The sequence below is a fragment of the Streptomyces sp. DH10 genome, assembly GCF_029813805.1.
In the GTDB taxonomy this organism is placed as follows: Bacteria; Actinomycetota; Actinomycetes; order Streptomycetales; family Streptomycetaceae; genus Streptomyces; species Streptomyces coeruleofuscus.
The window spans coordinates 1-24,522 of sequence record NZ_JARVKU010000004.1; the positions used below are offsets into that span (position 1 = coordinate 1).

Genomic DNA, 24,522 nt, shown 5'->3' on the forward strand with positions numbered 1-24,522 from the left:
CGCACCGGGCGAACACCCACGTACAACCAGTACGCGGGCGTCCGCCCGGCACGCCGAGAGCACGCACCGGACGCCGCGAGGCCCGCCCTCCGGGCGGACGACGGGACTTTGCGGACACGCCCTAGGACGTCCGGCGGTTCTCGTCGTCTGCCCCCGGGCACCCGGGCAGGCCCGGCCACGCGAGCGCGGGGCGAGTCCGCTGAACGGGTCCCGGCCCCCGGGAACGCGGGGCCGCGCCCAGCGACGGCCCGTCACCCCACACCGCCGACGACGCCCGGCAGGCCTGCCCCGGCCTGCGCCCCCCGACCCGTTCCGCGTCCCAGGTCGTCGAACCCGGCTCCGCCCACCGCACGAGCGCACGCGGCACGCGACGGCGAGCCCGCTGCGCGAATCCCGGTCCTCTGGAAACCCGGCCGCGTCCAGTCCCGGCCCGTCACCCCGCACCGCCACCTGCGCCCGACACCCCTGCCCCGACGCGCGCCCGCGTCCCAAACCCGGTCCGCGTCCCGGGTCGTCCGCCCCAACAGGCCGACCGCACGAGCGCCGGTGGCGGGCGGCGGCGAGTCCACTGCGCGGGTCCCGGGCCTCGGGCACACGGGACCGCGCCCGGAGCCGGCACGTCATCCGAGCGGCCAGTCCGTTGCACGGCTCCCGGTCCGCGACAACGCGGCGCCGCGCGCGGAGCCGACCGTCGCCCCGCTCCATGCCCGGGCCCGGTCCGCAGGAACGCGGGCCGTGCCAGAGCCGCTTCGGGACGCCCCGTCCCCAGGTCCCGGGAACGAGCGGGCCCTGCCCACGGCCAGCCCGCCACCTCCCCGCCCCGACAACACCCGGCAGCCTCGCCCCGGCCTGCGCGCCCTCACCTCCCGGCCCGGCCGCGTCCCCGACCCCGGCAACCTTCAGCCCCCGGGCGGCCACTGCTCTGCGACACCCACACACGCATACGCACAGACACAGACAGGAGGCCGTATGCGCAACGCAGCGATCTGGTCGGTGGCGATGACGGGGGCCGCGATGGTCATGGCGCTGGCCGGGCCGGCGGGGCCGGCGGCCGCCGCGGGCGCGATCCTGGTCGTGGCGCCGCACGGGGACGACGCCGCCCCCGGTACGCTCGCCCGGCCGCTGAGGACCATCCAGCGGGCGGTGGACCTGGCGCGGCCCGGTGACACCATCAGCGTGCGCGGCGGGACGTACGTCCTCACCGACAACATCACCATCACGACCTCGGGGACCGCGTCCCAGCCCATCACCCTCTCCCCCCACCAGGGCGAGCGTGTGGTCGTCGACGGGGAGAAACTGCCTGCCAGCCACACCCCGGTCGGCGGCAGCATCCCGCGTGCCGAGCGCGGGGCCGTCCACATGGAGGCGTCGCACTGGCGGATCTCGGGTCTGGAGATCGTCAACGGCCCGTACGGCGTGTACTGCGACGGCTGCGACAGCAATGTCTTCGCGCGCCTGAGCACGCACGACAACTACGAGTCCGGCTTCCAGCTCCAGGGCGCCTCCAGCGGCAACCAGATCCTGAACCTGGACAGTTACGGCAACCGCGACCCCCGCAAGAACGGCGAGAGCGCCGACGGCCTGGCCATCAAGGAGGGCAGCGGTTCGGGCAACGTGGTGCGCGGCGCCCGGCTGTGGAACAACGTCGACGACGGCTTCGACGCCTGGAAGTTCACCTCACCGATCACGATCGAGAACACGGTCGCGTACGGCAACGGCTTCAACCGCTGGAACTTCCCCGACTTCGCGGGCGACGGGAACGGCTTCAAACTCGGCGGGGGCAGCCCGGCCCCGGCCGTGGCCCACACGGTCCGTGGCAGCGTCTCGTTCAAGAACGCCAAGCACGGCTTCACCGACAACGGCAACCCGGGCTCCCTCACCCTGAGCCGCAACTCCACGTACGGCAACGCCGGTACGGGTTTCGACGCCGACGTCCCGGCCGGGACCGCCAGGCTCACCGGCAACCTGTCCGTCGCGGACCAGCGCCCGGCGGCCGTCGGGTCCGGGACCGTCGCCGACGGAAACTCCTGGAACCTCGGCGGGACTTGGGACGCCGCCTCGGTACTGAGCACCGACGCGGGTCTGCTCACGGGCCCCCGGGCGGCGGACGGCGCGCTGCCGAAGGCACCGGTGTTCCTCGTCCCCCGGTCCGGCACCGCCGTCGGCGCCCGCTTCTGACGGTCCGTACTGTTCACCGGCGGCCGGCCGCCCCTTTCCCGTAAGCCGTAGCGCTATCACCAATCCTTCGGCTGTGGCGTGAACCAGCCACACTCAGAGGTCGATTGACCCGCACAGTTGATGGCTCAAGCGTCGCACTGACATACTCCGCATTCAGCCTCGCCACCACCCGTGGCCGGGGCTGGTCGGGGATCTCCACACAGAACCCCGAGGCCGTCCGCGTGAATCCGAACAGCGATTTTTTCGGTTTCACGAGACCCCCACAGAGCCCGCACCCCCACAGTGCGTCCGGCATCCCTCCACCCTGTTCGAAAACCGGACGAGACCACTGACTCGAAGGGGTCGAGTGCGGGGCACGTAGCAGCGAAGAAGGTGCGCCTGTGCCCGAATTTCCACCGCGACGGGATGACACTCCCACATTCCCGCTTCCGCACATTGAACACGCTCCGCCGTCTCGCATATCCGACCATCCCGAATTCCACTCTCTACGTCGCGCGCAGCGCCGGTTCGGCACCCGGGCGACGATCCTGTCCGTCGGCGGATTCCTGCTGTATGTGCTGTTGTCGAGTTTTGTGCCCGCGGTGATGAACCAGCCGCTGTTCGGCCACCTCACGATCGGACTCACCCTCGGTCTCGGGCAGTTCGTCATCATGGGCGTGACCGCGTGGTGCTACGTCCGGCACATGCGCACCCGGGTCGATCCGCTCGCCCGCGGTCTGCGGTCCCGGCAGTACGAGAACGAGAACCGCCGCCGCCCGTCGGCGCCACCCCAAGGGGCCGGGCAGCCCGTCCAGCCCGGCGCGAGGGGGTTCCGCACGTGGTGACGATCGCCGCCATCGACGACAGCAGTCTCCAGCTGACGTTCGTACTGTTCCTGACCGTGGTCGTGATCACCCTGTTCACGGCACTGCTGACGGCGCCCCAGCGCGACGAGATCAGCGAGTTCTACCTCGGCAACCGCACCATGTCCCCGCTGCGCAACGGTCTCGCGATGTGCGGCGACTACCTGTCCGCCGCCACCTTGCTGGGCAGCACCGGACTGGTCGCCCTGACCGGGTACGACGGACTGATGTACCTCGGCGGCACCACCGTCGCCTGGATGATGGTGCTGCTGCTGATCGCCGAACCCCTGCAACGCACCGGGAAGTTCACCCTGGGCGACACGGTGGCGCTGCGCCTGCCCCGGCAGCAGCGGCCGGTCCGGGTGGCGCTGGCCGTCTGCATCCTGGCCATCACGACTCTCTACCTGGTGGCCCAACTCGTGGGCAGTGTCGCCCTGTTGACGCAGTTCACCGGCGCGCCGAGCGCCGGCACCCGCACCCTGTGCGTGGCCGTGATCGGTACCTTCGTGATCCTGTACGCCTCCCTCGGGGGCATGCCCGGGGCGACGGTCATCCAGATCATCAAGGCCGTGATGCTGATCGTGGGCGTGCTGTTCACCGCGGGCTGGGTGCTGTACCACTTCGACTGGAACCCCAACGCGCTGCTCGAGAGGGCGGCCGACCGCAGCGGAACGGGGCTGGCCTTCCTCGAGCCCGGGCTGCGCTACGGCGGCACCGTCAGCAACAAGCTGGACTTCCTCAGCCTGGAACTGGCCATCGTCCTCGGCCTCGCCGCCCTTCCGCACGTGCTGATGCGGCTGCTCGCCCCGCGCAGCAGCAGCGTCCTGCGCCGCTCCGTGGTGTGGGCCATCGGGCTGGTCGGCGCGGTCTGCTTCGGGGCCGGCATCCTCGGCCTCGGCGCCACCGCGCTCCTCGGCCGGGACGCCATCGAGAGCACGGACCGCACCGGCAACGCCTCCGTCCTGCTGCTCGCGCACGAGCTGGGCGGCAGTGTCCTCACCGCGCTGCTGACCTGCCTGGCGTATCTGACCCTGCTCGCCGTGGCGGTGGGCCTCACCCTGGCCGCGGCCTCGTCCCTCGCGCACGACCTGTACAGCGAGGTCATCCGCAAGGGCCGGGCGAGCGAGACGGAGGAGCTGACCGTCGCCCGGCTGTCCGGGGCGGTCATCGGCATCCTCGGTATCCTGCTGGCCCTCGTCGCCTGGGGGGCGAACACGGCGACGCTGGCGTTCCTGGCCTTCGCCATCGCGGCCTCCGCGATCCTTCCGACGATCGTCTACACCCTCTTCTGGCGGCGCTTCACAGCGAAGGGGGCGTTGCTCAGCCTCTACGGCGGTCTGGCCAGCTCCGTCCTGCTCGCCGTGTTCTCCCCCGTCGTCTCCTCCGCTCCGGCCTCGTTCTACCCGGAGGCCGACTTCGCCTGGTTCCCGCTCCAGAACCCCGGCATCGTCTCCATTCCCCTGGGCTTCCTGCTGGGCTGGCTCGGCACGGTGCTGGACAAGGGCCCGGCGGAGGACAGCACCATCCACGAGGAGTTCGAGGTGCGGATGCTCGTGGGCGCCGGCGACTGACGCACCACCGGGACATCGGTGTCCGGGCACCGGGGACGCGAATTGTTAATGGGTTCCATTTTCATGTAGCGTCCTCGGTGCCTGTCCACCGAGGAGGAGTCCCATGGCTGTCCCGAAGCGGAAGATGTCCCGCAGCAACACCCGCCACCGCCGCGCCCAGTGGAAGGCCGCCACGCCGACACTGGTCCCGGTCACCGTCGACGGCGTCCGTCACCTCGTACCGCAGAACCTGGTCAGGGCCTACGAGCGCGGGCTGCTGCGCACCGAGGGCTGACCGCCGTGTCGCTCGAACGGCTGCCCGTCACCGTCCTCTCCGGATTCCTGGGGGCGGGCAAGACCACCCTGCTCAACCATGTCCTCGGCAATCGCGAGGGGCTGCGCGTCGCCGTCATCGTCAACGACATGAGCGAGGTCAACATCGACGCGGCCCTGGTGCGCGGCGGCGAGGCCGCCCTGTCGCGGACCGAGGAACGCCTGGTCGAGATGACCAACGGCTGCATCTGCTGCACGCTCCGCGACGACCTGCTGGACGAGGTGGACCGGCTGGCCCGCGAGGGCCGGTTCGACCATCTCCTCATCGAGTCGTCCGGAATCTCCGAGCCGATGCCCGTCGCGGCCACCTTCGCCTTCGCCCGTGACGACGGCGCCACCCTCGACGACGTGGCCCTGCTGGACACCATGGTCACGGTGGTGGACGCGGCCAACTTCCTCGCCGAGCTGGACAGCGGCGACGACCTCGCCGAGCGGGGTCTCGCCCCCTACGAGGACGACGAGCGCACGGTCAGCGATCTGCTCGTCGACCAGGTGGAGTTCGCCGACGTCCTGGTCCTCAACAAGCTCGACCTGGTCGACGAGGAGGCGGCGGCCCGGCTGCGGGCGGCCCTGACCCGGCTGAACCCGGCCGCCCGGCTGGTCCCGGCGACGCACGGCCGGGTGGACCTCCACCAGGTGCTCGGCACCCGGCTGTTCGACCTGGAACGCGCCCAGCAGGCGCCGGGCTGGGTCCGGGAACTCAACGGCGACCACGTGCCCGAGACCGAGGAGTACGGCATCTCCTCCACCGTCTTCCGGTCCGAACTCCCCTTCCACCCCGAGCGGTTGTGGACGTTCGTCACGGAGGAACTGGACGCCGGGACGTACGGGCGGATCCTGCGCTCCAAGGGCTTCTTCACCCTGGCGAGCCGCCCACGGGTGACGGGCCTGTGGTCACAGGCCGGCTCCGTCGCCCGCTTCGAGCCCTCCGCGGCCCGGGACGGGGACACCCCGTTCGTGCAGGAGCTGGTGTTCATCGGCACGGCGCTGGACACCCCGGCCCTGCACGCCGCCCTGACCGGCTGCCTGATCGCACCCGGCGAGCCCGTACCGGCGGACGACCCGTTCCCCGCCTGGGACACCTACGGCATCGACGAGGCCTGCGAGCACGACGTGGCGGCATCCGCGGTGTAGAAGAGGCCGCGGACCCGGTGCAGCCACGCCTCGACGGCAGCCTCGTCGGGCCGCTCGGGCAACACGGTGGGCGTCTCGTCGAAGGCGGCCTCGTAGTGCCTGAGCAGGGGCAGCGCGGCCGCCGGGTCGGCGGCGACGCGCTCGCCGAAGGCGTGGTACTCCTCGGGGTCCTCGACGCGGATCTCCAGTCGGCCGGTGGTGTACAGCGACAGGCCCTGGTGGCACAGCCGCTTCAGGTGCCGGGCGTGCTTCGCGGTGCGCTTGCGGGTGTCCGCCGAGAACGAGCCGTCGCCGCGGTTCTCGAGCCGGCGGAACTGCTGGGTGGCGTAGCCGAGATAGGCGTCCCGGACGCGCTTCGCGCACAGGAACGACGCACGTATGCCGATCAGTTCGTCGCCCAGCGGGGTACGCACCTCGTACAGCTCGTCCGGGAGCCACACCAGTTCCATGGCGGTCGGATTGCCGCCGAGGGCGAGCCGGCACCACTTGGCGGCCTCGTGCAGGGTGCGGTCCGGTGCCGTGGTGACGTGGGACTCCTTCGGCGTGTGGAGCCCGTGAAGAGCCTCGGTGGGCGCGGCGAATACGCCGAGGCGGTCGATGTCCGAGCCCTGACGGGCCAGGCCGTACGCGGTCGAGCCGACGATGCCGGACAGCAGGATGTTCGCGACGGCCATGGCCGGTCCCCCTCTTCGCGCGCTGTACCCGGCGATGCCGGGCCGTGCCGCTCCATTGTCCTGACGTGCGGGGATGCGGTCACCGGGTTTTCCGCGAGGCGCGCGCCCGCGGGAATGCCACGGTCCGTCACGCGTTGAACCCGGTGTGAGTTCCTCGATCGCCTCCACCCGTTTCTCCGTACTCGACCGCTCCCGCACCCGCGAGGGGCGCACGCATCCCGAGGCGCTGCGCGACACCGTGCGGCTGGCCGGGGAGCTGGAGGGCCTCGGGTACCACCGGCTGTGGGTCTCGGAGCATCACGGTGTGCCCGGCGTCGCCGGTGCCGCGCCGACCGTGCTGGCGGCCGCCGTCGCCGCCGCGACGCGGACGATCCGGGTCGGCACCGGCGGGGTGATGCTGCCCAACCACCGGCCGCTGGTCGTGGCCGAGCAGTTCGGGGTGCTGGAGTCGCTGTTCCCCGGGCGGATCGACATGGGTCTGGGGCGGTCCGTCGGCTTCACGGACGGGGTGCGCAAGGCCCTGGGCCGTGACAAGGAGGACGCCGAGGACTTCGAGGCCCAGCTGCGGGAGCTGCTCGGCTGGTTCCGGGGCACCTCACCGACCGGAGTGCACGCCCGTCCCGCCGAGGGGCTGACCGTGCCGCCGTTCGTCCTGGCCATGGGCGAGGGCGCCGGCGTCGCGGCCCGTGCGGGCCTGCCCATGGTCATCGGCGACTTCAGGAACCGGGAGAAGATGCGGCGCGGCATCGACCACTACCGCGAGCACTTCCGCCCCTCGCCCTGGGCGAGCGAACCGTATGTGGTCGTCTCCGGCACGGTCGCGGTGGCCGGGACCCCCGAGGAGGCCCGGCGGCTGCTCGTCCCCGAGGCCTGGGCGATGGCGTACTCCCGCACGCACGGCACCTTCCCGCCCCTGCCGCCCGCCGAGCGCGTCGAGGCGCTCACCATGACCGGCAAGGAACGCGGCCTCTACGAGTCCGGCCTCACCGGCCACATCGCCGGCACCGAGGAGCAGGTCGCGCACGAGCTGGAGACGGTGCTGAAGGAGACGGGGGCGCAGGAGGTCCTGGTCACCACCAGCACGTACGACCGCGAGGCGCTGCTGGACTCCTACCGGCGGCTGGCCGCGATCACCTCCGGTTAGAGTCGTTGCCCATGCACGACCCCCACGGCCCCCACGACCCGTACGTCCGTGTCCGCGGTGCCCGCGAGCACAACCTCAAGCGCGTCGACGTCGACATCCCTCGCGACGTGCTGGCCGTGTTCACCGGCGTGTCCGGATCGGGCAAGTCGTCGCTGGCGTTCGGCACGATCTACGCGGAGGCGCAGCGGCGCTACTTCGAGTCGGTCGCGCCGTACGCGCGCCGGCTGATCCACCAGGTGGGCGCGCCGAAGGTCGGGGAGATCAGCGGTCTGCCGCCGGCCGTCTCGCTCCAGCAGCGCCGGGCGGCTCCCACCTCACGCTCCTCGGTCGGCACCGTCACCAACCTCTCGAACTCGCTGCGCATGCTGTTCTCCCGGGCCGGCACCTACCCGCCCGGCGCCGGGCGCCTCGACTCCGACGCCTTCTCGCCCAACACGGCGGCCGGGGCCTGCCCGGAGTGCCACGGGCTCGGCCGGGTCCACCGTACGAGCGAGGAGCTGCTGGTCCCCGACCCGTCGCTGTCGATCCGCGAGGGGGCGATCGCCGCGTGGCCGGGCGCCTGGCAGGGCAAGAACCTGCGGGACGTCCTCGACGCACTCGGGCACGACGTGGACCGGCCGTGGCGGGAGCTGCCCGCCGACGAGCGCGAGTGGATCCTGTTCACGGACGAGCAGCCGGTGGTCACCGTGCACCCGGTGCGGGACGCGGACCGGATCCAGCGGCCGTACCAGGGCACGTACATGAGCGCCCGGCGGTATGTGATGAAGACGTTCTCGGACTCCAAGAGCCCGGCCCTGCGGGCGAAGGCCGAGCGGTTCCTCACCAGCACGCCCTGCCCGGCGTGCGATGGCAGCCGGCTGCGGCCCGAGGCGCTCGCGGTGACGTTCGGCGACCGGACCATCGCCGAGCTGGCGGCGTTGCCGCTGGTGGAGCTGGCCGCCGGTCTCGACGCGACGTCGGAGACCGCCCGCGTCCTCACCGACGACCTCACGTCCCGTATCGCGCCGATCGTCGAACTCGGCCTCGGCTACCTCAGCCTCGACCGGTCCACCCCCACCCTCTCCGCGGGCGAGTTGCAACGCCTGCGCCTCGCCACGCAGCTGCGCTCCGGCCTGTTCGGTGTCGTCTACGTCCTCGACGAGCCGTCTGCGGGGCTGCACCCGGCGGACACCGAGGCGCTGCTCGTCGTGCTGGAGCGGCTGAAGGCGGCCAGGAACTCGGTGTTCGTGGTGGAGCACCACCTCGATGTGGTCCGCGGGGCCGACTGGCTGGTCGACGTGGGGCCGCACGCGGGCGAGCACGGCGGGCGGGTGCTGCACAGCGGCCCGGTGGCCGGGCTGGCGGCCGTCGAGGAGTCGGCGACGGCCCGTTACCTGTTCGACGACTCCCCCGTCCCCGCGCGCGAGGTGCGTGAACCGAGCGGGTGGCTGAAGACCGGGCCGGTCACCCGGCACAACCTGCGCGGTGTGTCCGCCGAGTTCCCGCTCGGGGCGTTCACCGCGGTCACCGGGGTGTCCGGCTCCGGCAAGTCCACGCTCATCGGGGAGCTCACGCAGGACACGGCCGGAGTGGGCCGGCTGGTCTCGGTCGACCAGAAGCCGATCGGACGCACCCCGCGCTCGAACCTCGCCACCTACACCGGCCTCTTCGACGTCGTGCGCAAGGTGTTCGCGGCCACCGACGGGGCACGCGAGCGGGGCTTCGGCGTCGGCCGGTTCTCCTTCAACGTGGCGGGCGGGCGCTGCGAGACCTGCCAGGGCGAGGGGTTCGTCAGCGTGGAGCTGCTGTTCCTGCCGAGCACGTACGCGCCCTGCCCGGACTGCGGCGGGGCCCGGTACAACCCTCAGACGCTGGAGGTGACGTACCGGGGGCGGAACATCGCGCAGGTGCTGGACCTGACGGTGGAGAGCGCGGCGGAGTTCTTCGCGGACACCCCGGCCGTCGCCCGCAGCCTCGGCACGCTGCTCGACGTGGGCTTGGGCTACCTCCGCCTCGGCCAGCCCGCGACCGAGCTCTCCGGCGGTGAGGCTCAGCGCATCAAACTGGCGAGCGAACTCCAGCGCGGCCGGCGCGGCCACACGCTCTACCTCCTCGACGAGCCCACGACCGGCCTCCACCCGGCCGACGTGGACGTCCTGATGCGCCAGCTGCACGGTCTGGTCGACGCCGGGCACACGGTGATCGTCGTCGAGCACGACATGTCCGTCGTCGCGGGCGCGGACTGGGTCATCGACCTCGGTCCGGGCGGCGGCGACGCGGGCGGCCGGATCGTGGCGGAGGGACCGCCGGCGGAGGTGGCGCGGTCGGAGCAGAGCAGGACAGCGCCGTATCTCGCCCGCACGCTGTCCGGGGCCGGCTGAGGCCGGTCGGGGAACGAACCAGCCCCACGCGGCGGCCCAAGGGGAACAGCCTCGGCACGCCCTACGCCACCAGCACCGTGTGCGTCCACGCCGGTGCCGCCGTCTCCTGTGGTTGTGCGGAATGGGCCAGGGCGCGGCGGTCGGAGTGGGTGCCCGGGGGTATGGGGGCGCGGATCTCCACCTCCGCGACCAGGCCGCGGGCCGTCGCCACCCGCCACAGGGAGGCGAGCAGGGTGTCGTCGCCGACGAACGCGGGGGCGGTGGCGGTGGTTCCGCCGGTGAGCCGGTAGCGGATCCGGACCGGCTGGACCGGCACCCCGGCGTCGAGGGCGGCCTGGAAGACGGCCCGGCGGAAGGTGCCCTGGGCCCGGCCGCACCAGGTGCTGCCCTCGGGGAAGGCCGCGACGGCGGCGCCCTCGCTCAGGGCCCGGGCGATACGGGCGACGGTGTCCGGGAGTGCCCGCAGCCGGTCCCGGTCGATGAACAGGGCGCCGCGGGCGGTCAGCGGCCCGGCGGCGGGCCACCGCCGTACCTCGCTCTTGGCCAGCATCCGCGCGGGGCGTACGGCGGCGAGCAGCGGCACGTCCAGCCAGGAAATGTGGTTGGCGACCAGCAGCAGTCCGCCGGTGGGGGCGGCGGCGCCGGTGATGCGGACCCGGACCCCCGCGGCCCGCACGATCCACCGGCACCACCGCCGGATCAGGGACGCCGGTATCCGAGCGCCGAGCGGCGACAGCACGATCCCCGCGAGCAGCAGCAGGACGACCCCGGTGAGCCGCAGCACGGCACGCGGCACGGCACGCGCCGTCACCCCCGCCGGCGCCTCGACACAGGCCCGCGGTGTGCAGGGCGCGGTGGGCAGCCAGGCACTCATCAGGCGGGCACGAGGGACAGGAAGTGCCGCAGGTAGCGCGCGTTGACCCGGCTCATCGGCAGCAGCACGTACAGGTCGGCGACGCCGAAGTCCGGGTCGTGGGCCGGTTCGCCGCACACCCATGCGCCGAGGCGCAGGTAGCCGCGCAGCAGGGCGGGCAGTTCGACGCGGGCGGCGGGCGCCGGTCCCGGGACCCACGGCAGCAGCGGCCGCACACGGTACTCCCGCGGCGACAGGTGCTTGGCGTTCACCCGGTCCCAGGTGGCGGAGGCCAGGGTGCCGCCGTCGGCGAGCGGGACGGAGCAGCAGCCGGCGAGCCACTCGTGCCCCCGGTCGACCATGTAGCGGGCGATCCCGGCCCAGATGAGGCTGATGACCGCGCCGTCGCGGTGGTCGGGGTGCACGCAGGAGCGGCCGACCTCGACGAGTTCCGGCCGGATCCCGGAGAGGGAGCTCAGGTCGAACTCGCCCTCGGAGTACAGGCGTCCGGCGACCGCCGCGCGCTCCGGCGGCAGCAGCCGGTAGGTGCCGACGACCTGGCCGGTCGTCTCCTCACGCACGAGCAGGTGGTCGCAGTACGCGTCGAACGGGTCGACGTCCAGTCCGGGCTGTGAGCCGGACAGCAGGGCGCCCAGCTCCCCGGCGAAGACGTCGTGCCGCAGCCGCTGCGCGGCACGCACGTCCTCCTCGCTCCGGGCGAGGGCGACGGTGTAGCGGGTGGGGGCCGTGGGCTGCGCGGGGCGGTCGACGGTCAGTACGCCGGTCATGGCTCTCTCCTGGTCACGGGCCGGGGGCGGCGAGCGGTGCCGCCGTCACTGTTGTGCCCATGCCGCCTGACCTTCGCGTGACCAGTGCCGGGAGCGTGGATGCCGGGATGTTGAATGCCAGGGGCCCGGACAGGCGAGACGGGGCCGGTGAGCACCAACCGGCCCCGCCCGTCCGCACCAGACGGCGAACGCTTCTACCTGCCCGGACCTACCGCTTGCTCACCTTCCGCGTGGCCCGCAGCCACTCCTTGTTCATGCCGGTGATGGACATGAGCGGGATGCCCTTGGGGCAGGCCGTGGCGCACTCCCCCGTGAGGGTGCATCCGCCGAAACCCTCCTCGTCCATCTGCGCCACCATGTCCAGCACCCGCGTCTCGCGCTCGGGCGCGCCCTGCGGCAGCACGTTCAGATGGTTGATCTTGGCGGACGTGAACAGCATCGCCGCCCCGTTCGGGCACGCGGCGACACAGGCACCGCACCCGATGCACTCGGCGTGTTCGAAGGCGAAGTCGGCGTCCGGCTTCGGCACCGGCGTGGCATGTGCCTCGGGAGCCGCACCGGTCGGCGCGGTGATGTACCCGCCGGCCTGGATGATCCGGTCGAACGCCGAACGGTCGACGACCAGGTCCTTGATCACCGGGAAGGCGGACGCCCTCCACGGCTCGATGTCGATCGTGTCGCCGTCCTTGAACGACCTCATGTGCAGCTGGCAGGTGGTCGTCCGCTCGGGCCCGTGGGCGTCGCCGTTGATCACGAGCGAGCAGGCGCCGCAGATGCCCTCGCGGCAGTCGTGGTCGAAGGCGACCGGGTCCTCACCCTTGAGGATGAGCTCCTCGTTGAGGGTGTCGAGCATCTCCAGGAAGGACATGTCGGACGAGATGCCGTCCACCTCGTACGTGGACATGGCGCCTTCGGCGTCGGCGTTCTTCTGCCGCCAGACGCGCAGGGTGAGCTTCATGCGTAGCTCCGCTGGGTGGGGTGGACGTACTCGAAGACCAGGTCTTCCTTGTGCAGGGTCGGAGCCTCGCCGGTGCCGGTGAACTCCCAGGCGGCCGCGTACGCGAACTGGTCGTCCTTCCGCTCGGCCTCGCCGTCGGGGGTCTGGGACTCCTCGCGGAAGTGGCCGCCGCAGGACTCGTCGCGGTGCAGCGCGTCGAGGCACATCAGCTCGGCCAGCTCCAGGTAGTCGACGACGCGGTTGGCCTTCTCCAGCGACTGGTTGAACTCCTCGCCGGTGCCGGGCACCTTGATCCGCCGCCAGAACTCCTCCCGGATCTGCGGGATGCGCTCCAGCGCCTTGCGCAGCCCCGAGTCGGTGCGGGCCATGCCGCAGAACTCCCACATGAGCTCTCCGACCTCGCGGTGGAAGGAGTCGGGGGTGCGGTCGCCGTCGACGGACAGCAGCAGGTTGAGCCGGTCCTCGGTCTCGGCCAGCACCTCCTGGACGACCGGGTGGCCGGCGTCGACCCGGTCCCCCAGCGGGTTGCGGGCGAGGTAGTCGTTGATGGTCGCCGGGAGCACGAAGTAGCCGTCGGCCAGTCCCTGCATCAGCGCGGAGGCGCCGAGCCGGTTGGCCCCGTGGTCGGAGAAGTTGGCCTCGCCGATCGCGAACAGGCCGGGGATGGTGGTCTGGAGGTCGTAGTCGACCCACAGGCCGCCCATCGTGTAGTGCACGGCGGGGTAGATCCGCATGGGCACCCTGTACGGATCCTCGTCGGTGATCCGCTGGTACATGTCGAAGAGGTTGCCGTACTTGGCCTCGACGGCCTTCCGGCCCATGCGCTCGATGGCGTCGGCGAAGTCGAGGTAGACGCCCTGCCCACCGGGCCCGACGCCCCTGCCCTCGTCGCAGACGTTCTTCGCGGCCCGGGAGGCGATGTCACGGGGCACCAGGTTGCCGAAGGACGGGTAGATGCGCTCCAGGTAGTAGTCGCGCTCCTCCTCGGGGATCTCGTTCGGCGGGCGGTCGTCGCCCTTGGCCTTCGGCACCCAGATGCGGCCGTCGTTGCGCAGCGACTCGCTCATCAGCGTCAGCTTGGACTGGTGCTCGCCGGTGCGCGGGATGCAGGTGGGGTGGATCTGGGTGAAGCAGGGGTTGGCGAAGTAGGCGCCGCGCCGGTGCGCCCGCCAGATCGCGGTGGCGTTGGAGTTCATGGCGTTCGTCGACAGGTAGAAGACGTTGCCGTAGCCGCCGCTGGCGAGGACGACGGCGTCCGCGAAGTAGGTGTCGATCCTGCCGGTGACGAGGTCCCGGGCCACGATCCCGCGCGCCCGCCCGTCGACGACGATCAGGTCGAGCATCTCGGTGCGCGGGTGCATCTCGATGTTCCCCGCGGCGATCTGCCGGCTGAGCGCCTGGTAGGCGCCGAGCAGCAGTTGCTGTCCCGTCTGGCCCCGGGCGTAGAAGGTCCGCGACACCTGGACGCCGCCGAAGGAGCGGGTGTCCAGCAGGCCGCCGTACTCGCGGGCGAACGGCACGCCCTGTGCCACGCACTGGTCGATGATCTCGACGGAGATCTGCGCGAGCCGGTGGACGTTGGACTCGCGGGCGCGGAAGTCGCCGCCCTTGACGGTGTCGTAGAACAGCCGGTGGACGGAGTCGCCGTCGTTGCGGTAGTTCTTCGCGGCGTTGATGCCGCCCTGCGCGGCGATGGAGTGGGCGCGGCGCGGGGAGTCCTGGTAGCAGAACTGGACGACGTGGTAGCCCTGTTCGGCGAGGGTGGCCCCGGCGGAGCCGCCGGCGAGGCCGGTGCCGACGACGATGACGGTGTGCTTGCGCCGGTTGGCGGGGTTGACCAGCTTGGCTTCGAAGCGCCGCTTGTCCCAGCGCTCGTTGACGGGCCCGGACGGGGCCTTGGTGTCGACGACCGGCTCACCGGTCGCGTAGTCGGCGTAGGAAGTCATCTTCAGCTCACCACTCCGGTCATGACGCCCACGGGTACGGCGATGAAGCCGGCCGTGAGCAGCAGCGCGAGGACGTTTGCGACGGTCTTCAGGGCCCGGTCGCGGGTGCGGCTGCCGGCGCCGAGGGTCTGGGCGGCGCTCCAGAAGCCGTGCCGCACGTGCAGTCCGAGCGCGAGCACCGCGACGATGTAGATGACGTTGCCGTACCAGGTGGAGAAGGTGTCCACGACGTTCTGGTAAGGGTGGCCGGGCCGGAAGCCGGGGTGCACGGTGCCGGTCGTGAGGTCCAGGATGTGCCAGACGATGAACAGCCCGAGGATGACCCCGCCCCACCGCATGGTCCGCGTCGCGTAGCTCGCGCGCGGCCTCTTGTGCACGTACTTGCTGGGCCGCGCCCTGATGTCACGGCGGCTGAGCTGGTACGCGGACACGGCGTGGGCGACGACGGCGGCCACCAGCACGATCCGGACCAGCCAGAGCGTCCACTCGTAGTGCATGAACGGCTCGCCGACGGTGCGCAGCCAGTGGGCGTAGTGGTCGAACTCGCCGGCCCCGAAGAAGATCTTCAGGTTTCCGATCATGTGGACGACCAGGTACAGCAGCATGATCAGCCCGCTGACCGCCATCACGGTCTTCTTGCCGAGGGTGGAGTCCCACACGGTGCGTGCCAGGGACGGCCGTCGATCCGTCCGCGTTGCCAGAGCCATGGAACAGCACGCTACGGACGCGGAGCCGATCGGTCCAAGACATGGTCCGGCTTGATTCCATAGGCTGGGGCTATCGTGGGAGCATGCAGTTCCAGCAGCTCCAGTACTTCGTGGCCGTCGCCGAGACGCGGCACTTCACCCGGGCCGCCGATCTGGTCCATGTCGCGCAGCCCTCGCTGTCGCAGCAGATCAAGGCGCTGGAGCGGGAGCTGGGCGCGGATCTGTTCCTGCGGGCCCGGGGCAACATCTCGCTCACGGACGCCGGGGAGGCCCTCCTCCCCCTGGCCCGGCGCATCCTGGCGGACGCGGACACGGCCCGGCACGAGGTGCTGGAGCTGGTGCAGCTGCGCCGTGGGCGGGTGCGGCTCGGTGCCACACCCAGCCTGTGCACGGGCCTGCTGCCGGACGTACTGCGCGCCTTCCACGACCGCTACCCGGGCGTCCAGCTGCTGATCGAGGAGGGCGGCTCGCACGACCTGGTGCGGGAGCTGGCACGCGGCGCCCTGGACCTCGCCCTGGTGGTACTGCCCCTGCCGACGCCGTCCCCGGCGCTGACCACGGTGGAGCTGCTGCGGGAGGATCTCGTCGTGGTCTCCTCCCCCGACGCGCCGAAGCCCGGCCGGGGGCGGCGTACCGTGCGCGTCGCCGACCTGGAGGGCGAACGCCTTGTGATGTTCCGGCACGGCTACGACCTGCGGGAACTGACCGTGGCCGCGTGTCGCGCCGAGGGGTTCGAGCCGGACTTCGCGGTGGAGGGCGGGGAGATGGACGCGGTGCTGGGTTTTGTGCGGGCCGGGTTGGGGGTTGCCGTCGTGCCGCGGATGGTGGCGGCGAGGTCGGGCCGCGGTCTGCGGGTGACCCCGCTGGCCAGACCCGGCCTCCACCGCACGATCGCGCTGGCGCACCGCAGCGATGTGGCTCCGCCGCGGGCGGCCCGGGAGCTGCACCGGATGCTGCTGGAGCGGTGAGGCGCCCGCGGGTCTCGGCCTACGGCTGCGGCTGCCGCGCCGGAGGGTGGCCGACGGTCGGCCGGTGGGAGGAGGCCAGGCGCAGGAGCTCGTCGACCGGCCACTGGTCGTTGACGTGCTCGCCGTACTTGGCGGCGAGGACCCGGCCCTCGGGGCCGATGAGGAAGTCGGCGGGCAGGCCGAGCCTGCCACCGGGCTGGCTGGTCGCGGGGAGCCGTTCGCGGCCACGGAGGACTTCCCACCCACCGCGCAGCACCGCCCTGGCGACAGGCCCCCAGGCGCGCGGGCTGAGCAGGGCCCGGGGAGCCGACTCGACGCCGAACTCGACGTACAGCCGCTTGCCGGGGTCGGCGACGACCGCGAAGGGCAGGTCGGCGGTGTGCCGACGCAGCTCCTCGGCAGGCGAGTGGAAGACCACGACCTCACGGATGCCGGCGGCCTCGATCTCCGCGTGCCGGCGGACCACCGACCGCAGGTGCAGATGGCACACCGGGCAGCCGGCGAACCGCCGGAACTGGAGGTGGACCAGGCGCTCGGGATCGGGGACGGCGACGGGGTCGCCGGAGACGGTGGCCAGGTGGCGTCCGGTGACGGTGGAGCCGGACTCCACCGGCCGCGCGGGCCTGCGCATGAGCATGAGCGCTCCTTCGTAGGTGTACGGCATACTCCTACCGAGTGTAAGCGTATGCCGTACACCTAACAAGGTTGGCGTATGGCGTACGCTGAACATCGTCATGCCACGCCCTCGCTCACTCAGCCATGCCCGGCTGGCCTCGGCCGCCCTCGCCGTGATCGACCGCGACGGGCTCACCGGGCTGTCCATGCGCTCGGTCGCGAAGGAACTCGGGATGAGCACGATGGCGCTCTACCGGTACGTGGACGACCGGGAGGAGCTGGAACGGCTCGTCGTCGACCTCGTGCTCGGTACCGTGGACACCGAGCCGCCCGGCCCCGAGGCGTCCTGGCAGGAGCGCATCGAGGTGCTGGTGCGCCGGCTGCGCGACGCCGTGGCCGCCCATCCCGAGATCGTGCCCCTGACCGTCACCCACCGGCACCGGTCCCTTGCCGGGCTGCGCTGGTCGGAGTCCGTGCTCGGCGTGCTCACGGAGGCGGGATTCGACGGCGATCAGCGGGTGGTCGCGCTGCGGGGCCTGCTCGGGTACGTCATCGGCGCCATCCAGCTCGAGCACCTCGGACCCCTGGCCGGCGAGGGCACGGTCGCCATCACCGAGCTGCCGCCCGACGCCTTTCCGCACATGACCGAGACCGCCCGCAACGCCCGGAAGGTCAGTGCCGACCGGGAGTTCCTGGGCGGTCTCGCGCTGCTGCTGCGCGGGCTGGGCACCTGACCCGGCGCCTCGCAGCGGTCCACCGGTGGCTCAGCCCGCCGCGTCCACGAGCGCCAGTTCGTGCAGCCGCTCCGGGGGGCCGGGGCGGGCGTAGTACCAGCCTTGTGCCGTATCGCACCCCAGGATCCGCAACTGCTCGGCCTGCGCACCCGTCTCGACACCCTCGACCGTCACCGCGAGGTCCAGGCTGTGGGCCAGTGAGACGATCCCCTCGACGATCTTGAGGTCGACGGGGTCGGCCGGGAACTGCTGCATGCTCTGGGTGAAGGAGCGGTCCAGCTTGAGGACGCTGACCGGCAGGCGGCGCAGGTTGGCGAGGTTGGAGTAGCCGGTGCCGAAGTCGTCCAGGGCGATGTCGACGCCCATCTCCGCCAGGCGGCGCAGCGGCTTGAGCAGGTCGTCGTCCGCCCCGATCAGCGCCGACTCCGTGACCTCCAGGCAGAGCGCGTCCGGTTGGACGCCCGCTCGTTCCAGGATGTCGATGGTGTCCTGGACCAGGCCGGGGTGGCTCAGCTGGCAGGGCGAGAGGTTGACGTTGATCCGCAGCGGGCCCGCCTCCACACCACCGTGCAGTTCCCGCCACTCACGGGCCTGCCGCACCGACTGTTCCAGGACCCAGCGGCCCAGCGGCACGATCAGCCCGGTGTGTTCGGCGAGCGGGATGAAGCGGTCCGGCCCGAGCACCCCGTGCTGCGGGTGCAGCCAGCGCACCAGGGCTTCCGCACCGCGCACACTGCCGTCGCCGAGATGGACCAGCGGCTGGTACTCGATGAAGAACTCGCCCCGTTCCAGGGCCGTCGGCAGCGCCGTGGTCAGCCCGTGCCGGGTGATGGCGCGGGCGTCCGCCTCCGGGTCGGCGAGTTCGAAGCGGTTGCCGCCCGCCGACTTGGCCCGGTACATGGTGATGTCGGCGCTGCGCAGCACCTCCGCCGGGCTGCGCTCCCCGGCCGGGCCCTCGACGATGCCGATGCTGCCGCGCACGGTCAGCTCCCTGCCGTCGACGCTGATCGGCGCGAGCAGGGCGTTCATGATGCGCGTGGCGAGCTCGTCGACCTCGCGCTGGGTGTCGGGGCCCGTGGTCAGGGCCACGAACTCGTCGCCGCCGAGCCGGGCGACCATCTCGCCGGGCGCGGTGGCGCAGGACTGGAGCCGGTCGGCGACCTCCACCAGCAGCCGGTCGCCGGCCGCGTGGCCGAGACTGTCGTTGATGGTCTTGAAGCCGTCCAGGTCCAGGTAGCAGAGGCCGAACCGCTGCCCCTTCCCGGCGCCCAGTGCCTTCTCCAGGCGCTCGAAGAAGAAGGTGCGGTTCGGCAGGCCGGTCAGCGCGTCGTGCGTGGCCTCGTAACGCAGCCTCAGATTGAGCAGCCGCCGCTCGGTGGTGTCCTCCATGAGCGCGAGCTGGTACTGCGGAGTGCCGTCGGCGTCCCGCAGCAGGGAGACCGTCAGGTTGGTCCACAGGACTGTTCCGTCAGGGCGGTAGAACGCCTTCTCCAGGTGGTAGTGCTCACGCTCGCCGCGCACGAGTTCGTCGTAGAGCCGCCAGGTCTGCGGCGCGTCGTCGGGGTGGGTCCACTCCATGACGGTGCGGCCGCGCATCGTCTGCTCGGAGACCCCGAACATGCGCAGCAGCGCGCCGTTGACCTGGAGGATGTTGCCGTCGAGGTCGGCCATGCCGATGCCTATCGCCGCACCCTCGAAGACGGCGCGGAAGCGGGCCTCGGTCGCGTGCAGGGCCTGTGCCACCACGCCCTGCGCCTGGAGGGCGGCCTGGGCGATGGCCTCCTGCTCGGCCAGCGTCCGTTCGCGCAGCGCCTGCGCGAAGCCGGCGGCCATCGCGTGCTGGAGCCGCGCGGAACGCGCCCGCAGGCTTTCCTGGTCGCCGTCACCGCCGCAGTACAGGACGAGGTAGGCGTCCACGCAGTCCAGCGTGCGGCTGAGCGCCTCCGGGTCGGTGCAGTGCGCGTCCACGAGGGCGGCGCCCACCGCCCTGCCCGCGTCGGCGTCGAAGGCCCGGGCCAGCAGTGCCTCGCTCAACCGCCGGGCCAACGGAAGCAGTTCCTCCTCGAACTCGGGCCGGGTCGACGACGTCGAGGTCACCGGGAAGACGGCCCGGCTCCAGATCGTCGCGAACCGGCGGAGTCTGTCCTCCGGCCCGTCCGGTTCCGCGATCACGCCGTACGCCCCACGCCCGCGAAGCCGGAGAACGCGTACGGATCCTCGTCCTCCGGTGCGGTGTCGGGCCGCCAGCGCGGCATCGCCACCAGTCCGGGTTCCACCATGTCGTACCCCTTGAAGAACCGCGCGATCTCCTCGCGCGAGCGCATGATCAGCGGGCTGCGGATGTCCTGGTACACGTTCACCGCGCCCCCGGCCCGCTCCGGCGGCAGCGGGATCCCCTCGTACGAGGCATGGCTGAGCACGAGCAGGCTGCCGGGCGCGAGCGCCTCGCTCAGCTCGGCCACCGCTCCGTACGGGTCGTCCTCGTCTTCCACGAAGTGCAGTATGGCAACGAGAAGCAGCGCCACTGGCTGATTCAGGTCGATCAGCCGCTCCACCTCGGGGCTGCGCAGGATCTCCTCGGGCTTGCGGAGGTCCGCGGCCACGATGTCCGCGTCGTCGTTGCCCTGAAGGACCGCCTGGCTGTGCGCCACGGCCACCGGGTCGTGGTCGACGTACACCACGCGCGCGCCGGGGCGGGCGGCCCGGGCCACCTCGTGCACATTGCCGAAGGTGGGGATGCCGGAGCCGATGTCCAGGAACTGGCCGATGCCCTGGTCGGCCGCGTAGCGCACGGCGCGGCGCATGAACGCCCGGTTCGCCTGCATGATCTTGGGGAGTCCCGGCATGAACTCCATGGCCCTGCGGGCCGCTTCCCGGTCGACCTCGAAGTTGTGCGATCCGCCCAGGTAGTAGTCGTACATCCGGGAGACGCTGGGCACCGAGATGTCGATGCTCCGTGGGGCCCAGGCGGGACGCTCCATCTATCTCTCCAAGGCGTAGGCGATCCGGTGTTCGAGCAGAGGCTACTGATCGCCCGCCAATGGAGCGAGCCGAAACGGAAATTGACCATCCGTTCCCGGTCACTGCCTGCGGCACGTGCCGAGTTGATACCCGCACACACACCCTTCGAACACGTGCCGAACAGTGTTCGAGCACGTCAAAACGGTCCGCCCCTCCGTGAGTCACGGAGGGGCGGACCGGGTCGGCTCCGTCGGGTGGACGAGATGATCGACCCTGGGAGGTTTCTCTACTTCTCCGACGCGCCGACGAGCTTTCCGTCGGGCCGCACGGCGTACCAGGTGCCGCCGACGCCCTGGCCGTTGGTGTCGCCAGGAGCCTTGTCACCGGCGAAGGTGTAGATCGGCGAGCAGTTGATCGTCTGCTGCTTGCCCTTGCCGTCGGTCCGGTCGAAGATCATGTAGCCCTTCTCCTGGATGCCCTTGGTGTCGGCGAAGTCGACGGGCTCCACGAGCGGCCACTTCTCCAGGCACTCGCCGGTGCAGTTGGAGACGGGCTTGGGCCAGGCCTCGTCCTTCTTGAAGCGGTAGACGGTCATGCCGTTCTTGTCGACGACGATCTCGCCGAGCTTGGGGTCGTTGCGGGTGGACAGCCCGGGCTGCGCCCCGGCCTCCTCACCGCCTGCCTCCTCGCCGCCGCCGGCCTCGCCGCCCTGCGCCTTCTTGCCGTCGGGGGCCAGCGCGTACCACTTGCCGCCCACACCCTGGCCCTTGACGTCACCGGCGTTGACGTCCTTGGCGTAGCGGTAGGCGGGCCAGCCGCCGACGGTCAGCTGCTTGGTGCCGTCGGCCCGGGTGACCGAGCCGAGCAGCGACTTGTCGATGCCCTCGCCGGCCTCGGCGTCGTCCGCGGGCACCGGCGGCCAGGTCTTGGCGCAGTCGCCGTCGCAGTTCGACTTGGGCGGCTGCTCGGTGTCCTGGTCGAACCGGTACAGAGTGAGGCCCAGGCTGTCGGTCACCACCTTGCCGACCTCCTCGGCGGTGGCGACGGACAGCTTGCCCGCGGGGTTTGACGGGCTGGAAGGGCTCGGCGAGGCCTGCTGGCCGCTCGCGGTGCCGCCCACTCCGTTCCCGGTGCCGATGCTTCCGTAGTCGCCGGGTGCCGCCGTGGCACCCACGTTCTGGCTGGCCGCCGGTGGGCTGTCCTGACCGCACGCCGTCGTCAGCGCCAGGACCGCCGCGGCGCTCGCCACGAGTGAGGCGCTCCGCCAGGAGGTCTTCATCGTCAACTCCCCATAATCCCAAGGGTGTTGCAGCGCCCTGCTGCGCCGCCGCACGGTCATGAGTACGCACCGGAGCCGTGTTTGTGTTCAACGACCGGCCAAATTTCTTTTCCGGAACCCGTGACGGCCGCCGCTCGCCGCCGCACAGACGTACGCGTCGCACGCCTCACGGGCGACCGCCCATCAAACCGGCGTCACCCGGATATCCCCCTTTCGGGGCAATCCCCTTGCACTCCGGCGCGTCCCGGCGAGGCAAGGCTCATGATCTTCGTCGTGTATGGACCCGTATCGACTCAATCCGCCCTCGCCGCAAAGGCCTTGGCGGTGGCGACGCTGACCTGGGCGCTCGTCGGCGCGCCGGCCGGAGCGGCGGTGGCCGACTCCTGTGCGTACGCCTCTACGGGGCCGGACGGCACGGAGGCGGTGGCGATCGCCGGAAGCAGGACCTGGCCGACCAAGCCGCCGTGCTCGACACCCACACCGACCCCCACGCCCACCCCGACGCCGGCACCACCGCCGCCGAAGCCGACTCCGAGACCGACGCCGCCACCGGACCCGACACCACCGCCGCCCTCACCACCGCCCCCGGAACCGACCCCCACGGCCAGACCGGAGCCGCCACCTCCGCCTCCGCCGCCCGCGCCGCGCCCGGCGCCACCGCCCCGGCCGGCCCCCAGGCCGGTACCTCCCCCGCCCCCCGCCCCGGCACCGAAGCCGTCGGCGAAGCCCACCCCGCGTCCGTCCGCGACACCCGTGCGCTACCCGGTGTACCGCGCCGCGCCGCGGCCACGACCGGCGAGCAGGACCATGTCGCCGCTCACCTTCGTCCTGCTCGTCACGGTGCCCGCGGTGGTCGCCGTCGCCGCGCTGCGCGCGCGCTGATCCCTGAAGCCCTGGAGGCACCTCTTGCCGGAATGGCTTGTTCTCACCCTCGCGATGCTGGCCGCGTGTGTCGTGGTGGTCGTCATCACGTTCGTACGCCACCGCACGGCGTCCGACGACGAGGACCCCAGTGAGACCCCGGACGTCATCGAGTACATGACCATGTGGATCGGCGTGGTGTACGCCATCGTCCTGGGTCTGGCGATCGCCGGTGTGTGGGAAGGGCGCAGCGCCGCCCAGCACCACGTCCAGGCGGAGGCCACCGCACTGCACGAAATCTCGGAGCGGGTACGGGTCTACCCGGACGACGTACGCGACCGCATCCGGGACGACATCCACGCGTATGTGAGCCACGTCGTCACCACCGAGTGGGACACCATGGCCGACGAGGGCCAGGTCACCGAGCGCGGCCGTGAGCTCTTCGAGCGCGTCCGCCAGGACGTCACCGACTACGAGCCGGAGACGGATTTCCAGGCCCAGGCCTACCAGCCGCTCCTCGACCAGGTGACCGCGGCCAGCCAGGCCCGGATCGCCCGGGCCGAGTCGACCGGGGAGACCATGCCGGGCGTGGTGTGGTTCGGACTGATCACCGGAGCCGTCGTCACCATCGGGATGATCTTCGCCCTCCAGATCCGCAGAACGACGCGCGAACTGGTCCTCGCCGGGCTGTTCTCGGCGCTGATCGCCTTCCTGCTGTTCCTGATCTGGGACTTCGACTCGCCCTTCAGCAGGGGCGTGACCGCGTCGGCCGATCCGTTCCTGAACCTCTTCCCGGGTGCCGGGGACTGACGGCACCCGCACCACGGAACGGGGCCGGGGGCGCGCGACACACCGTCGCCGTCACCCGTCCGCGTCACCGGGGCTCCCCCGGGCGGCCCACACGTGTGCCCCATTCGCGCTACTGCGATCGCGCCGCCGTGCGCCCGTTCTTAGCGTGTCGGGCATCGAGGTGCATATGTGACGTAAGCGGAACAGGTCCGCGGCTGCTCCTCGGGGACCGGAGGATTCACCATGCGCGCGATATGCGTCGCCTCGGCCTCGGCCGTACTGCTGGGCGCCGGCGCCCTCACCTCCTGCGTACCGGCCGACGCGGCCATCGGGACCGATTTCGGCTTCAGCGTCGAGCCCTCCACAGTCGCGGCGGGCGGCCAGGTCACGCTGCGGGTGGTGCGCAACGAGGCCTGCCAGGGGGAGGCGGCGGTCTCCTCACCGGTCTTCGACGTGGTCGCCATCCCGCCGTGGAAGTCGTCGGCGACGGCCAGCGTCGACTGGGACGCCAAGCCAGGCGCCGTGTACGACGTGGAGTTCGTCTGTGACGAGTCGAGCGGCACCGCACGCCTGACCATCGCCGACGGCCGTCCGACGCATCACCCCACACACCACCCCACGCGTCACCCGTGGGACCACCACCGTCACCCGTCGAAGGGCGTGCACGCGGGAGAGGGCGGCACCCTCGCCGGTTTCGACCTCAAGGAGATCGGCCTCGGCGCCGCCCTCATCGCCGGCGCGCTGGGCACGGCGTACCACTTCGCACGCCGCCGCACCGACGAGGACGCCGGCTGACCCACCCGGCGCACCGCACGCACAGGTCTTCGCCCCGGATCCGTCGAGGGATC

23 protein-coding genes are annotated in these 24,522 nt (G+C 71.7%); 12 read left to right on the forward strand and 11 right to left on the reverse strand.

Annotated features, from left to right (window positions below):
- Positions 1 to 969 precede the first annotated feature (969 nt).
- The 5 genes from QC385_RS09525 to QC385_RS09545 all read left to right on the forward strand — a co-directional run bounded on the left by QC385_RS09525 (position 970) and on the right by QC385_RS09545 (position 6,037).
- Positions 970 to 2,178, forward strand: a complete 1,209-nt coding sequence (locus tag QC385_RS09525; protein ID WP_279540817.1) for a right-handed parallel beta-helix repeat-containing protein — start codon at positions 970 to 972, stop codon at positions 2,176 to 2,178.
- A gap of 380 nt (positions 2,179 to 2,558) precedes the next feature.
- Positions 2,559 to 3,002, forward strand: coding sequence for a DUF485 domain-containing protein (locus QC385_RS09530; RefSeq protein WP_279540818.1), 444 nt, complete (start codon positions 2,559 to 2,561; stop codon positions 3,000 to 3,002).
- Positions 2,996 to 4,591 (forward strand): solute symporter family protein, encoded by a 1,596-nt coding sequence (locus QC385_RS09535; protein WP_279540819.1) that lies wholly within the window; start codon positions 2,996 to 2,998, stop codon positions 4,589 to 4,591. The genes QC385_RS09530 and QC385_RS09535 overlap by 7 nt, the downstream gene beginning before the upstream one ends.
- A gap of 103 nt (positions 4,592 to 4,694) precedes the next feature.
- Positions 4,695 to 4,865 carry a 50S ribosomal protein L32 gene (gene rpmF, locus QC385_RS09540; RefSeq protein ID WP_279540820.1) on the forward strand — a complete coding sequence of 57 codons (171 nt, stop codon included), beginning with the start codon at positions 4,695 to 4,697 and terminating at the stop codon, positions 4,863 to 4,865.
- A 5-nt stretch (positions 4,866 to 4,870) separates the two neighbouring features.
- A complete protein-coding gene (locus tag QC385_RS09545) occupies positions 4,871 to 6,037 on the forward strand; it encodes a GTP-binding protein (protein ID WP_279540821.1) in 1,167 nt (388 codons plus the stop codon).
- Here QC385_RS09545 and QC385_RS09550 read toward each other — a convergent pair.
- The gene (locus tag QC385_RS09550; RefSeq protein WP_279540822.1) at positions 5,986 to 6,711 is read right to left on the reverse strand and encodes a nucleotidyltransferase domain-containing protein; all 726 of its coding nucleotides are present in this window, start codon (positions 6,709 to 6,711) and stop codon (positions 5,986 to 5,988) included. The two genes, QC385_RS09545 and QC385_RS09550, sit on opposite strands and share 52 nt — an antisense overlap.
- Positions 6,712 to 6,856: 145 nt before the next feature.
- On the opposite strand from QC385_RS09550, the gene QC385_RS09555 reads away from it, so the two are divergent.
- Together QC385_RS09555 and QC385_RS09560 are read left to right on the forward strand one after the other, a co-directional pair.
- Entirely contained in the window at positions 6,857 to 7,855 is a 999-nt protein-coding gene (locus QC385_RS09555) for an LLM class flavin-dependent oxidoreductase (RefSeq protein ID WP_279540823.1), read from the forward strand.
- A gap of 11 nt (positions 7,856 to 7,866) precedes the next feature.
- A complete protein-coding gene (locus QC385_RS09560) occupies positions 7,867 to 10,215 on the forward strand; it encodes an excinuclease ABC subunit UvrA (protein WP_279540824.1) in 2,349 nt (782 codons plus the stop codon).
- Between the two features lie 61 nt (positions 10,216 to 10,276).
- Here QC385_RS09560 and QC385_RS09565 read toward each other — a convergent pair whose 3' ends face one another.
- The 5 genes from QC385_RS09565 to QC385_RS09585 form a co-directional block, all read right to left on the reverse strand.
- Complete coding sequence (locus QC385_RS09565; RefSeq protein WP_279540825.1) at positions 10,277 to 11,089, reverse strand: lysophospholipid acyltransferase family protein; 813 nt, start codon at positions 11,087 to 11,089, stop codon at positions 10,277 to 10,279.
- The gene (locus QC385_RS09570) at positions 11,089 to 11,856 is read right to left on the reverse strand and encodes a GNAT family N-acetyltransferase (RefSeq protein ID WP_279540826.1); all 768 of its coding nucleotides are present in this window, start codon (positions 11,854 to 11,856) and stop codon (positions 11,089 to 11,091) included. The genes QC385_RS09565 and QC385_RS09570 overlap by 1 nt, the downstream gene beginning before the upstream one ends.
- A gap of 208 nt (positions 11,857 to 12,064) precedes the next feature.
- On the reverse strand, positions 12,065 to 12,814 hold the full coding sequence (locus QC385_RS09575) for a succinate dehydrogenase/fumarate reductase iron-sulfur subunit (protein WP_279540827.1): 750 nt from the start codon (positions 12,812 to 12,814) through the stop codon (positions 12,065 to 12,067).
- On the reverse strand, positions 12,811 to 14,760 hold the full coding sequence (locus QC385_RS09580) for a fumarate reductase/succinate dehydrogenase flavoprotein subunit (RefSeq protein ID WP_279540828.1): 1,950 nt from the start codon (positions 14,758 to 14,760) through the stop codon (positions 12,811 to 12,813). Before QC385_RS09580 ends, QC385_RS09575 begins: the two co-directional genes overlap by 4 nt.
- Before the next feature lie 2 nt (positions 14,761 to 14,762).
- Complete coding sequence (locus QC385_RS09585; RefSeq protein WP_279541234.1) at positions 14,763 to 15,431, reverse strand: succinate dehydrogenase; 669 nt, start codon at positions 15,429 to 15,431, stop codon at positions 14,763 to 14,765.
- Positions 15,432 to 15,550: 119 nt separating this feature from the next.
- Between QC385_RS09585 and QC385_RS09590 the strand changes: the two genes are divergently transcribed.
- Complete coding sequence (locus tag QC385_RS09590; RefSeq protein ID WP_279540829.1) at positions 15,551 to 16,435, forward strand: LysR family transcriptional regulator; 885 nt, start codon at positions 15,551 to 15,553, stop codon at positions 16,433 to 16,435.
- A gap of 19 nt (positions 16,436 to 16,454) precedes the next feature.
- Here QC385_RS09590 and QC385_RS09595 read toward each other — a convergent pair whose 3' ends face one another.
- Positions 16,455 to 17,072 (reverse strand): peroxiredoxin-like family protein, encoded by a 618-nt coding sequence (locus tag QC385_RS09595; RefSeq protein ID WP_443032869.1) that lies wholly within the window; start codon positions 17,070 to 17,072, stop codon positions 16,455 to 16,457.
- A gap of 97 nt (positions 17,073 to 17,169) precedes the next feature.
- Between QC385_RS09595 and QC385_RS09600 the strand changes: the two genes are divergently transcribed.
- Positions 17,170 to 17,784, forward strand: a complete 615-nt coding sequence (locus QC385_RS09600) for a TetR/AcrR family transcriptional regulator (RefSeq protein ID WP_279540830.1) — start codon at positions 17,170 to 17,172, stop codon at positions 17,782 to 17,784.
- Positions 17,785 to 17,814: 30 nt separating this feature from the next.
- Here the strand turns inward: QC385_RS09600 and QC385_RS09605 are convergent, their stop codons facing one another.
- From QC385_RS09605 to QC385_RS09620, 4 genes are all read right to left on the reverse strand, one after another.
- Positions 17,815 to 19,956 (reverse strand): putative bifunctional diguanylate cyclase/phosphodiesterase, encoded by a 2,142-nt coding sequence (locus tag QC385_RS09605; protein ID WP_279540831.1) that lies wholly within the window; start codon positions 19,954 to 19,956, stop codon positions 17,815 to 17,817.
- Positions 19,953 to 20,765, reverse strand: a complete 813-nt coding sequence (locus QC385_RS09610) for an SAM-dependent methyltransferase (protein ID WP_279540832.1) — start codon at positions 20,763 to 20,765, stop codon at positions 19,953 to 19,955. The genes QC385_RS09605 and QC385_RS09610 overlap by 4 nt, the downstream gene beginning before the upstream one ends.
- A gap of 266 nt (positions 20,766 to 21,031) precedes the next feature.
- Positions 21,032 to 22,024 (reverse strand): SCO0930 family lipoprotein, encoded by a 993-nt coding sequence (locus QC385_RS09615; protein ID WP_279540833.1) that lies wholly within the window; start codon positions 22,022 to 22,024, stop codon positions 21,032 to 21,034.
- Positions 22,025 to 22,317: 293 nt separating this feature from the next.
- A complete protein-coding gene (locus tag QC385_RS09620) occupies positions 22,318 to 22,626 on the reverse strand; it encodes a hypothetical protein (protein WP_279540834.1) in 309 nt (102 codons plus the stop codon).
- Positions 22,627 to 22,777: 151 nt separating this feature from the next.
- Here QC385_RS09620 and QC385_RS09625 point away from each other — a divergent pair, with 151 nt between their 5' ends.
- The 3 genes from QC385_RS09625 to QC385_RS09635 all read left to right on the forward strand — a co-directional run bounded on the left by QC385_RS09625 (position 22,778) and on the right by QC385_RS09635 (position 24,469).
- Complete coding sequence (locus QC385_RS09625; protein ID WP_268250142.1) at positions 22,778 to 22,906, forward strand: hypothetical protein; 129 nt, start codon at positions 22,778 to 22,780, stop codon at positions 22,904 to 22,906.
- 24 nt (positions 22,907 to 22,930) lie between these two features.
- A complete protein-coding gene (locus QC385_RS09630) occupies positions 22,931 to 23,695 on the forward strand; it encodes a bestrophin-like domain (protein ID WP_279540835.1) in 765 nt (254 codons plus the stop codon).
- 222 nt (positions 23,696 to 23,917) lie between these two features.
- Complete coding sequence (locus tag QC385_RS09635) at positions 23,918 to 24,469, forward strand: hypothetical protein (protein ID WP_279540836.1); 552 nt, start codon at positions 23,918 to 23,920, stop codon at positions 24,467 to 24,469.
- The last annotated feature ends 53 nt before the right edge of the window (positions 24,470 to 24,522 follow it).